The sequence below is a fragment of the Flavobacterium selenitireducens genome, assembly GCF_014748335.1.
In the GTDB taxonomy this organism is placed as follows: Bacteria; Bacteroidota; Bacteroidia; order Flavobacteriales; family Flavobacteriaceae; genus Flavobacterium; species Flavobacterium selenitireducens.
Genome location: NZ_JAAVIY010000004.1, coordinates 319,743 through 335,364 on the forward strand (window position 1 = coordinate 319,743; position 15,622 = coordinate 335,364).

The window sequence follows — 15,622 nt, forward strand, 5'->3', positions numbered from 1 at the left end:
AAGAGAGCGTCCGATTTGTCTGAAACAGCTGTGGACGTCCTGCCTTTTTCTCGTCCGACACAAAAAAACTATATTCGTCCAAACTTCTGCGATGCCACTTACGCTTTCCTATCGGTTTTTCGATCTCCCGCTGCGCCATAAATTCGAGATATCGCGCTACAGCGTTTCGGTACAGAAGACCGTAGTGGCAATTGTTTCGGACGGCGAAATTTCCGGTTATGGAGAAGCGACGGCGAACCCGTATTACAATTCTACCCGGGAAAAACTGGGCGAATCGATTGCAAAGGCAATCCCAATCATCGCTTCGGCAGGCGAGACACATCCCGAGATGCTATGGCCGAAACTCGAATCGGTGCTTTTTGACGATTATTTCGCCTTGTGCGCCGTCGACGTGGCGTATTGGGATTACTATGCAAGGAAACACGGCAGGACATTGCGGAGTTTTTGGTCGAACGGTTCCGAACCGCTTCCGTCGACATCGTACACGATCGGCATCGCCCCAATCGAGGAAATGAAGGCCAAAATAGCCGAATTCCCGTGGCCGATCTACAAAATCAAGCTCGGCACCCAAAACGACCTCGAAATCGTCGAGACGCTGCGAAAATGCACCGATTCGCCTTTCCGTGTCGATGCGAACGCCGCCTGGTCGGTTAAACAAGCGATCGCCTATTCCAAAATCCTGGGCGATTTACAGGTGGAATTCATAGAACAACCTTTGGCCGCATCCGATATCGACGGAATGAAACGCCTCAAATCCGAATCGCATTTGCCGTGTCTCGCCGACGAAAGCTGCCAGCGCGAAACAGATGTTTTGCCGTGTTCCCAACAGTTTCACGGCATCAACATCAAACTGATGAAATGCGGCGGGATTACGCCCGCGCGTCGCATGATCGCCAACGCCCGCGAGCTTGGGCTGTCTGTGATGGCCGGCTGCATGACCGAATCTACTTTCGGGATTTCGGCCCTTGCGCAACTCGCTCCTTTGCTTGATTTCATCGACTGCGACGGAGCGCTTTTGCTGGCTTCGGACATCGCATCGGGCGCAAGCTTCGAATACGGAAAAATCACCTTTGGCGAAAACGTTGGAAGTGGGGCGAAACCATTGCTTTTTTAATCAACACAATGTTGATAACTTAAGCGCTCCGACGCATGGGAAACAACCCAAAATCCTCCCTATTTGCTTATATTTGCGCGTAAGTCAAAAAACCAGTTTTTTACACTAGAAATTTTTATGAGCGAAGAAGTTAAGAAGGACTATTCGGCGGCCAGTATTCAGGCGTTAGAAGGAATGGAGCACGTCAGGATGCGTCCTTCCATGTACATAGGTGACGTGGGTGTCCGCGGGTTGCACCATTTGGTTTATGAAGTCGTGGATAACTCGATTGACGAAGCCATGGGCGGGCACTGCGACACCATTTCGGTTGCCATCAACGAAGACGGTTCGGTTACGGTTGAAGACAACGGACGCGGTATTCCGGTAGACATGCACGAAAAGGAAGGCGTGTCTGCGCTCGAGGTCGTCATGACCAAGATTGGGGCCGGAGGTAAGTTCGACAAAGATTCCTATAAGGTTTCGGGCGGTTTGCACGGCGTCGGTGTCTCTGTTGTGAACGCTCTGTCCGAGCACATGAAATCAGAAGTGTTCCGCGACGGAAAATCGTATGAACAGGAATACGAAAGAGGGAAGTCGCTTTACCCGGTAAAACAAACGGGAACTGCCGACAAAAGAGGAACGCGCCAGACGTTTTGGCCAGATCCTCAAATTTTCCAGCAAACCACGGAGTTTTCTTACGACACTCTGGCGGCGAGAATGCGCGAACTGTCGTTTTTGAACAAAGGCGTCACGATCACGTTTACCGACAAACGCGAAGTCGATGAAAATGGCGATTTCCGCTCAGAAACGTTTTTCTCGACCGAAGGACTAAAGGAATACATCCGTTACCTCGACGGCAACCGCGAGCCTATCATGGCCGGTGTCGTGAGCATGGAAAACGAAAAAGGCGAGATTCCGGTGGAGGTCGCGTTAATTTACAATACAAGTTATTCGGAGAATATTTTTTCTTACGTCAACAATATCAACACGCACGAAGGTGGAACGCACCTTCAGGGATTTCGTATGGGATTGACGCGTACGTTAAAAAAGTATGCCGACGCGTCTGGATTGCTCGATAAACTGAAATTCGAAATCACCGGAGACGACTTCCGCGAAGGTTTGACGGCGATCATTTCGGTGAAAGTCCAGGAGCCTCAGTTCGAAGGCCAGACGAAGACCAAACTTGGAAACAGGGAAGTGGTTTCCCCGGTATCACAGGCTGTAGCCGAGATGCTCGAAAATTACCTCGAGGAAAACCCGAACGATGCGAAGATCATCGTGCAAAAGGTCATTTTGGCGGCACAAGCCCGTCACGCAGCGAAGAAAGCGCGTGAAATGGTGCAAAGAAAGTCGGTTATGGGAGGCGGCGGTCTTCCTGGTAAATTGTCAGATTGTTCGGAACAGGATCCTGAAAAATGCGAGATTTTCTTCGTTGAGGGAGACTCGGCGGGCGGGACGGCCAAGCAAGGCCGCGACCGCGCATTCCAAGCGATCATGCCGTTGCGTGGTAAAATCCTCAATGTCGAGAAAGCCATGCACCACAAGGTGTTCGAAAATGAAGAAATCCGCAACATCTTTACCGCCTTGGGCGTAACCGTAGGAACGGCAGAGGACAGCAAAGCGCTCAACCTCGAGAAACTGCGTTACCACAAAGTAATCATCATGTGTGATGCCGATGTCGACGGTTCCCACATCGCTACGTTGATTTTGACGTTCTTCTTTAGATTCATGAGAGAATTGATTGAAGAAGGACACGTTTACATAGCCGCTCCGCCTTTGTATTTGGTGAAGAAAGGCAACAAGAAGGAATATGCGTGGAACGACGATCAGCGCGACCAGGCAAGTGAAAGAATGGGTGGCAGCACGAACGTCCAGCGTTACAAGGGTCTTGGCGAAATGAATGCCGAGCAGTTGTGGGAAACCACGATGGATCCTGAGCACCGCACGTTGCGCCAGATCACGATCGACAGCCTGGCTGAAGCCGACCGGATTTTCTCGATGCTGATGGGCGATGAGGTTCCGCCGAGACGGGAGTTCATCGAGAAGAATGCGGCGTATGCGAAGATTGATGCGTAAAAAATTGGTTTGAGGTTTAAAGTTTGGAGTTGGTGACAATGTTGGACTTTAAACCTCAAATTTTTAAACCCGATTTGATTTCGGGAACGGTGCGGCCCGGATGGCAGCGGAAAGCCCGCAAGTTGGAATAAGCTGGTTTTTGCAGGCTGCCGAGGCGACCAGCGGAAGCTTTGGCAGGCGGCTAAAAAACCGCTTATTAAAACGCGGACTTGCAGCGGACAGCCGTAATTGCCGCCAACCTTAAACTTTGAACCTTAAACTTTAAACAAAATAACGTTTTATATGAAAGTTACCATTGTAGGCGCCGGAAATGTAGGCGCAACCTGTGCAGACGTCATTTCGTACAGGGGAATTGCAAGCGAGGTCGTTTTGCTCGATATCAAAGAAGGTTTTGCTGAAGGCAAGGCGATGGATATCATGCAATGCGCCACGAATACTGGGTTTGACACTAATGTGAGCGGTGTGACCAACGATTATTCGAAGACGGCAAATTCAGATGTGGTGGTGATCACTTCGGGAATTCCACGGAAGCCCGGAATGACGCGCGAAGAACTCATCGGGATCAATGCCGGGATCGTGAAATCGGTCGCTGACAATGTGTTGACGCATTCACCTGAGGCGATCATCGTAGTCGTGTCCAATCCTATGGATACGATGACCTACCTGACGTTGAAGGCCACGGGATTGCCTAAGAACCGCATCATCGGGATGGGCGGAGCGCTCGACAGCTCCCGTTTCAAATATTATTTGTCAAAGGCCCTGGACAAACCTTCGAACGATGTTTCGGGAATGGTGATCGGTGGTCATGGCGATACGACGATGATTCCGTTGACGCGTCTTGCGGCTTACAACGGGATTCCGGTTACGCAGTTTTTGTCTGATGAAAAACTCAAAGAGGTTTTTGAGGCGACGAAAGTGGGAGGCGCTACGTTGACGGGATTGCTCGGAACTTCGGCCTGGTATGCGCCGGGAGCGTCGGTGGCTTATCTTGTCGATTCTATTTTGAACGACCAGAAAAAGATGATCGCTTGTTCGGTTTTGCTTGAAGGCGAATACGGCCAGAGCGACATCTGTTTGGGTGTTCCTTGCATCATCGGGAAGAACGGACTCGAAGAAATCGTCTCCATCGACCTTAACGACGAAGAAAAAGAGTTGTTCGCCAAAAGTGCCGACGCCGTTCGCGCCATGAACGGGGATTTGAAGTCGGTTTTGGCATAAAATCGCTATCGATATAATAAAGACGCGTCGTGGGAAACTTCGGCGCGTTTTTTTTTGGTTTTAATGAGTTGCCGCATCGATCCGAATACGGTCAAATTTGAAAAAAAAACGAAGCGGCTTGATGTTTTGCGTCAGATGTAAAGAAGTTTTCACGGTTTGAAACCGAAAAAAAACTTATGAACAATGGCAGGCCTCTTTTTTAATAGAAATCTCCAAATAAATTGGTTAATGTAACCAGTAATTATATATTTGCACGTTTTCGAAAAAACAGGGCTGAGTGCGCCCTTTCAGTTTCTAGCTGAAAGCCAGTATTTACGACCTTTTCATTGACCAATCACAAACAAGCTTATAATAGATTAATTAATTTTTACGTAATGCAGAATAGAGGACTAGTCAAGTTTTTTGCAATTTTGTTTGCACTGGTATGCGTGTACCAGCTTATTTTCACGTTCGTCGCCGACAGCGTGGAAACCAAGGCCAAGGCGTTTGCGGCCGGGGATTCCGAGAAAGAAGTGAAATATCTCGACTCCATCGGGAAAACCGAAGTTTTGAACCTTGGGTTTGCTTCGTTTACCTACAATGAGGTAAAAGAGAAGAAAATCAACAAAGGGCTTGACCTTGAAGGCGGAATCAACGTCATCCTCGAGATTTCGGTCAAGGATATCCTCAAAGGATTGTCGAACAATACCTCGAACGCGGTGTTCAACAAGTCGCTTGACGATGCGACCAAAAACAAAAAAGGAAACCAGGACTACCTCGATGCATTTTTCGATGCCTTCCAGGAGAACTCGAAAGGTAGCGTTAAACTCGCTTCTCCTGAGGTCTTCGCCAACAAAACCCTTGGGGACGCTGTCAACTTCAAAATGACGGACGACCAGGTGAAAAAGGTAATCCGCGAAAAGGTCGGGGAATCGATCAAATCCGGTTTTGAGGTATTGCGCAAGCGTATCGACAAATTTGGCGTAACCCAGCCGAATATCCAGCAACTTGGGCAGTCAGGTCGTATCCTTGTGGAGCTTCCGGGTGCAAAAGATGTAGACCGTATCAAAAAACTACTTTCAGGAACCGCTCAATTGGAGTTCTGGGAGACTTATAAAATAGAAGAAGTCGGACAGTTTCTTATGGCCGCAAACGAAGCGCTTAAGAAAACCGAAACCGCTGTTGAGCCAGTTGCCGAAACTCCTGCTGCAAAGACAGGTATCGACACGCTTTTGACTGGTAAGGAGAAAGATTCTACTGCCGCTCCGGCGAAAGGGAAAAATCCTCTTGTCGACAAATTCGTTTCTCAAGGCGGCGGCCCGATCCTGGCCTACGTTTCTACGAAAGATACCGCAGCGATCAACTCTTACCTCAAGAGAGGCGACATCCGCGCTTTGATGGGAACTGAAATCCGCAACGCCAAATTCGTTTGGGGAATCGTGGAGACAGCCAAAGACGACAAAGGAAAAGACGTCGAAAGCGTCGGACTTTATGCGTTGAAGCCGAAAAGCCGCAGTGTCGGTCCTGCTATGAGCGGTGGTGTCGTAACCGATGCCCGCGACACGTTCGACGAATTAGGAAAACCGGCCGTTTCCATGCAAATGAACGGAGCCGGAGCCCGCGACTGGGAAGAACTGACAGGAAAGGCGTTTAACGAGAAAAGTTACATCGCGATCGTTCTTGACAACATCGTATATTCCGCTCCTGGCGTAACCAGCGGGCCTATCGCAGGTGGGCGTTCGTCTATCTCCGGAAACTTCTCGGTAACCGAAACAAAAGATTTGGCCAACGTGCTCCGCGCCGGTAAACTTCCTGCAAAGGCAGATATCGTGCAGTCGGAAGTGGTCGGGCCGTCATTGGGTCAGGAAGCGATCGACAACGGTACGAATTCGGCTATCATCGGATTGCTTATCGTATGTTTGTGGATGGTGGTTTATTATGGAAAAGCAGGTTGGGTTGCCAACGCCGCTCTTGCCGTGAACGTCTTGTTTATTTTCGGATTCCTCGCCAGCGTTGGAGCCGTATTGACTTTGCCAGGTATTGCCGGTATTGTTTTGACGATGGGTACTGCCGTGGATGCGAACATCATCATTTACGAAAGAGCGAAGGAAGAACTGCGACATGGCCTTTCGTTGCCGGATGCCGTCAAAGCCTCTTTCGGATGGAAGGGCGCGATGCGTTCGATCGTCGATGCCAACGTTACGCACGTGTTGACGGGAGCGATCCTCTTTATTTTCGGAACGGGTCCTATCCAAGGTTTCGCAACGACATTGTTGATCGGTATCATCACGACTTTGTTCACGTCTATTTTCATCACGAGAATCCTTTTGGATTGGGGCGTTTACAGAGGCCAGAAGTTTACTTTCCACACGAATATCTCCAAAAACTGGTTCACGAACTTCAACTACGACTTCCTTCGCGTCAAGAAATGGTCATACGGGATTTCTGCTGCCGTTACGATCATCAGCATCGTCGGTCTTGTGACACAAGGGTTGAACCCGGGTGTTGACTTTGCAGGAGGACGTACGTTCCAAGTGCGTTTTGAAAAGCCGGTAAGCCCTGAAACTTTGCACGAGGAATTGATGGGAGTTTTCGAAGGAAGCGCCGAGGTGAAGACTTTCGGAGGCAACAACCAGCTCAAGATCGTTACCAAATACGCCGTTGAGCAGCACGGTATCGAAATCGACGAAAAAGTCAACCATATGTTGTTCGACGCGTTGAAGAAGCACTATAGCGCTGATATGACGTACGAAAAATTCGTCAACGTCTACGACGGCAAAACACTTGGTATCCTGAACTCGTATAAAGTTACGCCAACCGTCGCCGATGACATCAAGACCAATTCCTATTGGGCGATCCTCGGAGCGATGGCCGTCGTATTCCTTTACCTGATGGTGTCTTTCCGCAAATGGCAATATTCTTTGGGCGCTATCGCGGCCGTTGCACACGACGTTATCTTCGTATTGGGAATCTACGCCTGGTTGTGGAAATATATGCCGTTCGGAATGGAAATCGACCAGCACTTCATCGCGGCTATCCTAACCGTTATCGGATACTCGATGAACGATACCGTAATCGTATTCGACCGTGTGCGCGAATACTTGGCAGGTAAGACGAAGGGAACGTTCAACGATATCGTAAACAAATCGATCAACTCGACGATGTCGCGTACTTTGAACACTTCCCTTACGATGATCTTCGTATTGGCGATCATGTTCGTATTTGGCGGAGAAAGCATCCGCGGATTCATCTTCGCGATGTTGGTCGGTATTGTCGTCGGAACGTATTCGTCACTATTCATCGCAACGCCGGTATTGTGCGACTCTATCCCGGATGCGGAACACAAACGCATAGAGGAAGAGCACAACAGGGAGCTCGCATAATCTTTCGGGATTTCACATAACAAAAAAGGCTGTTTTTATCGACAGCCTTTTTTTATTGGAAGCGGGTGAATGAGATCAGGACTTGCAACTTACCGCAGCTTAAACGATTCCGCATATTGTTCTGCGCCGCATTTCAGCCTTTCAAATTTTAAATCCTTTGATCCGTCAATCCGCGGCGAAATAAACCGTGACGTTCGCGGTCAATTCACTTCAACGACGGAGTCCACATTGCCATGGCTGATTTCGGTTTCCCGATTGTCCGGGTCGACGATCCACTTGCCGTCGACAATGAACTTATACCGCTGCCTGCCCGTTTCGCTTTCCAAATCGACAACCCAGCCTTTTGCGGTTTTTTGCATCGCTTCGGACGTCCAGTCATTAAACGTGCCGGCAACCCGGACTTCTTTCGCATCGTGATGATTGGCGAGTTCAAGCGTTACTTTTTTGAATGTGGGCTTTGTTTTTTCGAGCTCGCCACACCATTGCAGCAGCGCATTTTTCCAAATTTCCTCGTCGCTTTTTGACGCGATTGTCCGCATGGCCAATTGGCGGGCTTCGATGAGCGCGAGTTTTGTTTTGATGGCGATATCGGGAGCGATACCGTGCGTTTCCCAGTCACTTACCGCATTTTCGTCACCGACTATTTTTCCCACCGAAATATAGGCCTGGAAGTGGTCGGACAACCTGACGATTCCGCCTGGATGTGAGCCTCCGCCCGTGGTTTGCCCGATAATCGTGGCGCGTTTGTATTTCTTCATTCCGGCCACGAAAGCCTCGGCTCCTGAAAACGTATTGCGGCTCGTCAGCACAAAAACCGGTTTGTCTAGGTATTTACGCCCGGGAACGGCGGCTGATGTCCAGGAGACGGTCGTTCCATTCTTTTTGCGCCAGAATATTTCCTCGAGTTTTACCGGTTTGCTGAAAAAATAGCTAAGCAAAAACGGGACGGCTTCCGGCGATCGGCTTCCGCCACAATGGCGCAGATCGATGATCAGGGCTTCGGTGTGCGACAAGTACGCCATCATTCCGGCATAGGTTGTCGATGCGAACTCGGGATCGACGAACGCTTCAAAATCGATGTATCCTACGTTTCCCGTAAGTACTTCAACTTTGCGGATCGCGTAGTTCGTGTGCCGGAGCATGTTCGCATAACCTTGTTTTTCCTGTTCGGGAAGGCTCATGATTTCCGTGCGGTTGTCGGCGGGAAGCACCGTTTGGCTGTATTCCACGCGCAAGTGGCGATCGGCAACCTGGGATTGTAACTGTCTGGTGAGGATCGAGGCAAACGCCTGGCCGTCGCCGATTTTGTCGTAAGCGCCGTTTTTGGATTGTTTGGCCAGGAAGGCGTGAAGTCGTTTGCCTTCGCTTTCGGAATAGTATTTTTCCGATAAGGTAGTGCCTAGCTTTCGAATGGTTTCGGATTTTTCGTCCCGCCCGACAGATTGCGGGAAAACCGGAAAGCAGCACAAGGCCAAGGCCGTGATGATGATTGATTTCATGATGATTGATAGGCGTAGGACGACGCGCTTTCAAAAATGTTTCAACCGTCAGTAAAACAAAAAAAAACCGCCCAAATGAGCGGTTGTTGCAGTGGTATTTCGGTTATTCTTCTTCGATGCCCCTGATTGGTTTCTCTGCGAAAAAGATAAGGTAAAGCCCGGCCAGGATAAACGGGATGCTGAGCCACTGACCTGTCGAGAACAATCCCAAATCAGACTCGAAACCGCCCTGGCTTTCCTTGACGTATTCCACAAGAAACCGGACCGACCAGAGCAACACAAGGAAAACGCCGAAAATTAGGCCTTTCCGTTGACGCGCATCGGTCTTCCAATACATGAACATCAGAATGGCGAACACGATCACATATCCAACGGCTTCGTAAATCTGGGCCGGGTGCCTCGCCGGAACCTGGTTCAGGAACACGGCGAATTTCGGATCTGTCGCTATCGCGTTATATGCATCGTTCGGATTGCTGATTCCCGTCATGCCCATGGCTTCAGACGGATTGAACTGATCGCGTATGAATTTGAGCCCGAGTGCCGAATCGGTTTGTTTTCCGATGATTTCCGAATTAAAAAAATTCCCTATCCTCACGAATATTCCGCCCGAGGCAACCGGAAGCGCCACGCGGTCCAAAACCCACAAAATTGGTTTATGGACAATTTTTTTGGCGTAGAAATACATGGTGATGATCACCGCTATCGCAGCTCCGTGGCTCGCCAAGCCCTGGAAGCCCGTAAAGCGGAACTCCGGCTCGAACTTGAACGGAAGCAAAATTTCGGTAGGATGTTGGCTGAAGTAATCCCAGTCGTAAAAAAAGACATGGCCAAGGCGCGCGCCAAGCAACGTCGCGAGCACCGTCCAGATGAAAAGGGTGTCGAGTTTCTCGATCGCGATGTGCTCCCGGTCGTATATTTTTTTAGTGATGAACCAACCGAGGCCAAAAGCGACGACGAACATCAAACTGTAAAATCGGATTACAAAAAAGCCAAGATCGATGCCTTCGGATGGATTCCAAACCGAGGCTGCCAAAACGTTTGTCATGGTTTAGGTTGAATTAGTCAGTAAAAATAAGGAAATTCCGAATAAACCGAATGTTTAAACAATCCTAATGTTTGTGCCCACAATCCTTTGGAGGGACAGGATCGTAGCCGTGTCCGCCCCAAGGATTGCAGCTTACGATGCGTTTGATGCCGAGCCAACTGCCGTAAAACAATCCGTGAACCTGCAATGCCTCAAGAAAATAGGCCGAACAAGTAGGAGTGTAGCGGCACATCGCAGGCGTAAACGGCGAAATGCAGTTCCGGTAGATCCAGATCAGGGCGACGAGGGGCGATATGAGGATTTTTTGGATGATTAGATGATGAGATGATTAGATAATTAGATAATTAGCAAATTAGCGACCCGGGGCGCAGCCGAACGGGCCGAAGGCAATTGGCGAATTAGCGAATTAGCAAATTAGCGAATTGGCAAATCAGCGAATGAACAAATTAGCAAATGGATAAAGGAACGAACGGTCAAAGCAGCAGCGAACGCGGCGGTCGATGGTAATGAATCAAATTTACTGTAAAAGAGACGCGGTGATTGATATTATAATGAGAGGAAATAACAGCTGGCTTTCAAATTTTTAGTTGATATTGTGATTTATTGTTCCAAAGTCAATAACGCGATATCACCATGCTTCACAATCATCTAATCATCCCATTATCTAATTATCTCATTCGCTAATTACCACATTCGCTAATTCGCTAATTACCACATTCGCTAATTAACCACAAACGTCGTCCCGTCTTTACCATCCTTAAGCTGGATGCCAAGCCCAACCAATTGATCACGTATCTGGTCGCTCATCGCAAAATCCTTATTGGCGCGGGCGGTATTCCTCATATCGATGAGCAGGTTTACGACATTTTCGAGTTTCTCCAAATGCGTGTCTCCGGCTTTTTCGTCCCGAAGTCCCAAAACGTCATAGACAAACGCATGCATCGCGCTCTGGAAATCCGTCAGGTCGGCTTGCGTCAACGTCTCTTTGGCATCTTTGAGCAGGTTCACATAGCGCACGCCTTCGAACAAGTGCGAAATCAGGATCGGGCTGTTGAAATCGTCGTTCATCGCATCGTAGCACAATTTCTTCCAGGCCGCGATGTCCAAACTCGACGTTGCCGAGGGCGAAAGGGCAGGCAAGGCGTCCATGGCTTCCATGAGTCGGTTGTAGCCTTTCTCGGCCGCCGTTATCGCATCGTCAGAAAAATCAAGGATGCTGCGGTAATGCGCCTGCATCATGAAGAATCGCGCCACCGAGGCCGAAAACGGTTTGCTCAAAAACGGATTGTCCCCGCTCAAAATCTCTCCCGGCAAAATATTGTTTCCCGTCGATTTCGACATTTTTTTGCCGTTGAGCGTCAGCATATTGGCATGCATCCAATAGTTTACCGGTGAATTTCCGGTCGCCGCCTCATTCTGTGCGATTTCGCATTCGTGGTGAGGGAATTTCAAATCCATGCCGCCACCGTGAATGTCGAATTTTTCGCCGAGATATTTTGTGCTCATCGCCGTACATTCCAAGTGCCATCCAGGGAAACCGTCGCTCCAAGGGGAAGGCCAGCGCATAATGTGTTCCGGCTCGGCTTTTTTCCAAAGCGCGAAATCCTGAGGGCTTTTCTTGTCAGATTGTCCGTCCGTATCCCGCGTATTGGCAAGCATGTCTTCCACATTGCGTCCGGATAAAATGCCGTAGCGGTATTTTTCGTTGAATTTGGCGATGTCAAAATAAACCGACCCGTTCGATTCGTAAGCATATCCCTGGTCGATGATTTTCTGTACGATCCCGATCTGCTCGATGATATGTCCCGTAGCGGTCGGTTCTATGCTCGGCGGCAAAAAGTTGAACGCGCTCAAAATATGGTGGAAATCCACGGTGTAACGCTGCACGATTTCCATCGGCTCGAGCTGTTCCACGCGCGCCTTTCGGGCGATTTTGTCTTCGCCGTCGTCCACGTCGTCCACGATATGGCCCACATCGGTAATATTCCGCACATAGCGCACCTTGTATCCCAAATGTTGCAGGTATCGGAAAATCACATCAAACGACATGAACGTCCGTAAATTTCCCAAATGCACATTGCTGTAAACCGTCGGTCCGCACACATACATTCCTACATTTCCTTCGTGTATGGGCGTGAAAGCTTCCTTCTCGCCGCTGAGCGAGTTATAAATTTTAAGTTCCTGGGTAGAATACAATGGCATGGTGGTGTTTTTTATTTGAAGCCCATCCGGCTATCCGCTCCAATCTTGCCTGCAACAGCGGTTTTTGCCATAAATGCTTCCGGCTTCCTACGGTCGCCGTCACCATTTTCGCAAAATCACGCTTTTGCCGCGCAAGGATTTTCGCTTCCATCCGGGCTATGATCTCGGTAAATATCGGGAATCCCGCCTAAAAAAGGAAAATTAAAACTGAGTGTCGAGTTTGATGTAGTCCAAAAATTCGCGACGGACTTTGTCTTCCTTGAACTTGCCTCCGAATTCTGACGTCACCGTGCTGCTTTCGATGTCCTTGATTCCTCTCGAATTCACGCAAAGGTGTTTGGCGTCGATCACGCAGGCGACATCCTGAGTCCCGAGCGCGCGCTGCAATTCCTGTACGATTTGCATCGTCAGGCGTTCCTGCACCTGAGGGCGTTTGGCGAAATGGTCCACGATGCGGTTCATCTTGGAAAGCCCGATCACTTTTCCAGCAGAAATGTAGGCGACATGCGCACGCCCTATAATAGGGAGCAGGTGGTGTTCGCAAGTCGAATATACCGTGATGTTTTTCTCGACGAGCATCTCGCCGTATTTATAGTGATTCTCGAACGTCGAAGGGTTCGGCTTTTTAACGGGATTCAAACCGCCGAACAGTTCTTTTACGAACATTTTCGCCACGCGGTTCGGCGTGCCCTTGAGGCTGTCGTCGGTGAGGTCCATTCCGAGCGTCAACAGAATACTTTCGACATCTTTTTTGATGAGCTCGATCTTTTTTTCGTCGGATAGTTCAAAAGCGTCGGGCCTGATAGGATTTTGGGCACTTGTCCCTATGTGGTCGTTACCGATTTCGTCGTGAAAATCGTCGTTTGAAATCATAAATATCTGATTTGCTGTAAGTGAAAAATGTGGTTGCAAAGATAAAAATTCTCAATCAAAACCTCTATTTCATAACTGATATTTCAACAATCAAAAATTAACTATAAATATTTGCTAAATTTATGTAAATTTCGCGCTTCCAAAAATACTGCTACTTTATGAGAAAACTTAGCCTAATTTGCTTCCTTGTTTGTTTATCCTTTAAACTTCAGGCGCAAAGTGTCCAAAATCCTTGCAATTTTGCGTTTTCCGTAGAATTGATCAAATGCGAGGACTCCGTCCAGAATCACCAGAAATTTGCGACGCTAAAATGGGATTTCAGTGATGCGTCACTCGCGGGGGCTTCAGTCAAAATTGAAGTCGTGCCCATCCTGGATTGCTGGGAAGAACTCAACGCCAGTCAACTGCGCGAGAAGCACAATATAGAAATCACATTAGCCAACAGCAAAGGACAAACCGAATTGCGGCATATGCAATTGTCGGCCAAATGCCTGAAATGGCGCACGGTCATCACCACAGCGTCCGGCTGCAACACGGAATCTGACTGGAAATTCCACGCTTTCATACCTAAAAGATCGTAAGAATGAAAAGAATTCTTTTACTCTTCGCATTTCTATCCGTACAGTTCATGTACAGCCAGGGAACGACCTGCCAGAATGCCCAACCGTTTTGCTCAGGGGCCCAGGCTTATGTGTATGACAACGTGGACCAGACAAACAACGCCCCTGCTCTGGGCCAGATGGCATGTTTGGGTTCAACACCGAATCCAACCTGGTTCTACCTCCAGATCGACCAAGGCGGTGATCTTGTTTTTACGATGATTCAAAATACCTCCTACGATTTCAACACAGGCCAGTTCAATGGAACCAACCTTGACGTCGACTTTATCGCGTGGGGGCCGTTCAATGATCCTGCCTCGATGTGTGCGTTGATCGATTTCGCGGCATGTTCGGGATGTGGCAGCAATACAGGTGGAGAGATCTACCCTCAGGATGGCGTCATCGATTGTAGTTATGACCCTTCATTTACCGAAACGTTGACGATCAACAACGCTCAGCCGGGCCAGGTTTACGCGGTATTGATTACCAATTACGGTCAACTGGACGGTTACATCAGCCTCCAGCAGACAAATAGCGGGCAGCCTGGAGCCGGAAGTACCGATTGTAGCATCGTGTGTCCGCTTACGGTGACCCAGCCTGGCATCATTTGCGCGAGCAATCCCGAGACTACCGTTACTGCAATTTCGGGCGCTTCGAATGCCATTTATACTTGGTATGATCCAAACGGAAACCAGCTGGCGACGGGTCCGGGCAACCAATTGACGGTCGACGCTCCGGGAACGTATTCCGTGCACGCTATCGGGCAAATTCCTTCCGGCCAAACCTGTGAGGAGCAAATTAAGGAGTTTACCGTTGTGGAATACACGCCTCCGGGATATTCCGATCCTACTACCATCTCGGCTTGTAACACTCCGGGTCCCGCGCTTTTCAACCTCAATAGTGCGATCGCGCAAATGGGAATTACACCTGCCGATTTTATCATCGCTTATTATCACACACAACAAGAAGCCATAGACGTTGCACCGGGAGCCCTGAATCCTGTCAATTATCCGGGTACGAATGGGGAATTGGTTTACATCTCCCTGGAAAGCCTCGATACCGGTTGTGTTTTCGTATCCAGTGTTACATTGGTATTTGATTGCCAAAATGATCTGAACGAATGTGATATCGATAATGACGGCGTGGAAGATTTTGATTTGAGTGCCCAGACGCCAATCGTTTTAGGTACCCTGAATCCCGCCGATTATACGGTTACATACCACAATTCACAGGCCGACGCCAACACGGGGGCGAACCCTATCGCTCCGGATACGGCTTATCCGGGATCGGATGCCGAACCCATATACGTTCACATTCATGAAAATGCGAATCCCGGCAACGTAAGTACTTCGAGTTTTACATTGCACCTGATCCCGACTCCGGTTCTTGCGCCTGTGTCTAACGTGGTTGCGTGTGATTCGTTTGTGCTTCCGACGTTGACCGTCGGTGATTATTTCACGGGAAGCGGAGGCACCGGACCTATTTCCGGACCTATCACGACCAATCAAACCGTTTACGTGTACGCCCAATCCGGAACTACACCAAACTGTGTTGCGGAAACCAGCTTTACCGTGACGATCAACGCGACTCCGGCCACGCCGGTTGCCAATGACGTGACGGCCTGCGACAGCTATACGCTTCCTGCCCTTACCGGC

Annotated in this window: 10 protein-coding genes and 1 pseudogene; 6 read left to right on the plus strand and 5 right to left on the minus strand. The window is 49.2% G+C overall.

Annotated features, from left to right (window positions below):
- The first annotated feature begins 91 nt into the window (after positions 1–91).
- From HC229_RS09215 to secDF, 4 genes are all read left to right on the plus strand, one after another.
- The gene (locus HC229_RS09215) at positions 92–1,114 is read left to right on the plus strand and encodes a dipeptide epimerase (protein WP_191020186.1); all 1,023 of its coding nucleotides are present in this window, start codon (positions 92–94) and stop codon (positions 1,112–1,114) included.
- Positions 1,115–1,231: 117 nt separating this feature from the next.
- Positions 1,232–3,169: a DNA topoisomerase (ATP-hydrolyzing) subunit B gene (gene gyrB / locus HC229_RS09220; protein ID WP_191020187.1), complete on the plus strand. Its 1,938-nt coding sequence runs from the start codon at positions 1,232–1,234 to the stop codon at positions 3,167–3,169.
- A gap of 282 nt (positions 3,170–3,451) precedes the next feature.
- The gene (gene mdh, locus HC229_RS09225) at positions 3,452–4,387 is read left to right on the plus strand and encodes a malate dehydrogenase (RefSeq protein WP_191020188.1); all 936 of its coding nucleotides are present in this window, start codon (positions 3,452–3,454) and stop codon (positions 4,385–4,387) included.
- A gap of 374 nt (positions 4,388–4,761) precedes the next feature.
- Positions 4,762–7,749 carry a protein translocase subunit SecDF gene (gene secDF, locus HC229_RS09230; protein ID WP_191020189.1) on the plus strand — a complete coding sequence of 996 codons (2,988 nt, stop codon included), beginning with the start codon at positions 4,762–4,764 and terminating at the stop codon, positions 7,747–7,749.
- 200 nt (positions 7,750–7,949) lie between these two features.
- Here secDF and HC229_RS09235 read toward each other — a convergent pair whose 3' ends face one another.
- The 5 genes from HC229_RS09235 to folE all read right to left on the minus strand — a co-directional run bounded on the left by HC229_RS09235 (position 7,950) and on the right by folE (position 13,368).
- A complete protein-coding gene (locus HC229_RS09235; RefSeq protein WP_191020190.1) occupies positions 7,950–9,248 on the minus strand; it encodes a S41 family peptidase in 1,299 nt (432 codons plus the stop codon).
- A gap of 103 nt (positions 9,249–9,351) precedes the next feature.
- Complete coding sequence (gene lgt / locus HC229_RS09240) at positions 9,352–10,293, minus strand: prolipoprotein diacylglyceryl transferase (protein WP_191020191.1); 942 nt, start codon at positions 10,291–10,293, stop codon at positions 9,352–9,354.
- A 64-nt stretch (positions 10,294–10,357) separates the two neighbouring features.
- Positions 10,358–10,606, minus strand: coding sequence for a membrane protein insertion efficiency factor YidD (gene yidD, locus HC229_RS09245; RefSeq protein WP_191020205.1), 249 nt, complete (start codon positions 10,604–10,606; stop codon positions 10,358–10,360).
- Between the two features lie 407 nt (positions 10,607–11,013).
- A complete protein-coding gene (gene cysS, locus HC229_RS09250; protein WP_191020192.1) occupies positions 11,014–12,495 on the minus strand; it encodes a cysteine--tRNA ligase in 1,482 nt (493 codons plus the stop codon).
- Positions 12,496–12,696: 201 nt separating this feature from the next.
- Complete coding sequence (folE, locus tag HC229_RS09255) at positions 12,697–13,368, minus strand: GTP cyclohydrolase I FolE (protein ID WP_191020193.1); 672 nt, start codon at positions 13,366–13,368, stop codon at positions 12,697–12,699.
- Positions 13,369–13,730: 362 nt separating this feature from the next.
- Between folE and HC229_RS09260 the strand changes: the two genes are divergently transcribed.
- Both HC229_RS09260 and HC229_RS09265 read left to right on the plus strand, forming a co-directional pair.
- Positions 13,731–13,949 (plus strand): hypothetical protein, encoded by a 219-nt coding sequence (locus HC229_RS09260; RefSeq protein ID WP_191020194.1) that lies wholly within the window; start codon positions 13,731–13,733, stop codon positions 13,947–13,949.
- A gap of 2 nt (positions 13,950–13,951) precedes the next feature.
- Positions 13,952–15,622, plus strand: a pseudogene (locus HC229_RS09265) (hypothetical protein); the annotation flags it as partial.

Bases quoted from the DNA above. Each gene is read 5' to 3' on its own strand.
- HC229_RS09215 (WP_191020186.1), top strand. From the start codon at position 92: ATGCCACTTACGCTTTCCTATCGGTTTTTCGATCTCCCGCTGCGCCAT.
- gyrB (WP_191020187.1), top strand. From the start codon at position 1,232: ATGAGCGAAGAAGTTAAGAAGGACTATTCGGCGGCCAGTATTCAGGCG.
- mdh (WP_191020188.1), top strand. From the start codon at position 3,452: ATGAAAGTTACCATTGTAGGCGCCGGAAATGTAGGCGCAACCTGTGCA.
- secDF (WP_191020189.1), top strand. From the start codon at position 4,762: ATGCAGAATAGAGGACTAGTCAAGTTTTTTGCAATTTTGTTTGCACTG.
- HC229_RS09235 (WP_191020190.1), bottom strand. From the start codon at position 9,248: ATGAAATCAATCATCATCACGGCCTTGGCCTTGTGCTGCTTTCCGGTT.
- lgt (WP_191020191.1), bottom strand. From the start codon at position 10,293: ATGACAAACGTTTTGGCAGCCTCGGTTTGGAATCCATCCGAAGGCATC.
- cysS (WP_191020192.1), bottom strand. From the start codon at position 12,495: ATGCCATTGTATTCTACCCAGGAACTTAAAATTTATAACTCGCTCAGC.
- folE (WP_191020193.1), bottom strand. From the start codon at position 13,368: ATGATTTCAAACGACGATTTTCACGACGAAATCGGTAACGACCACATA.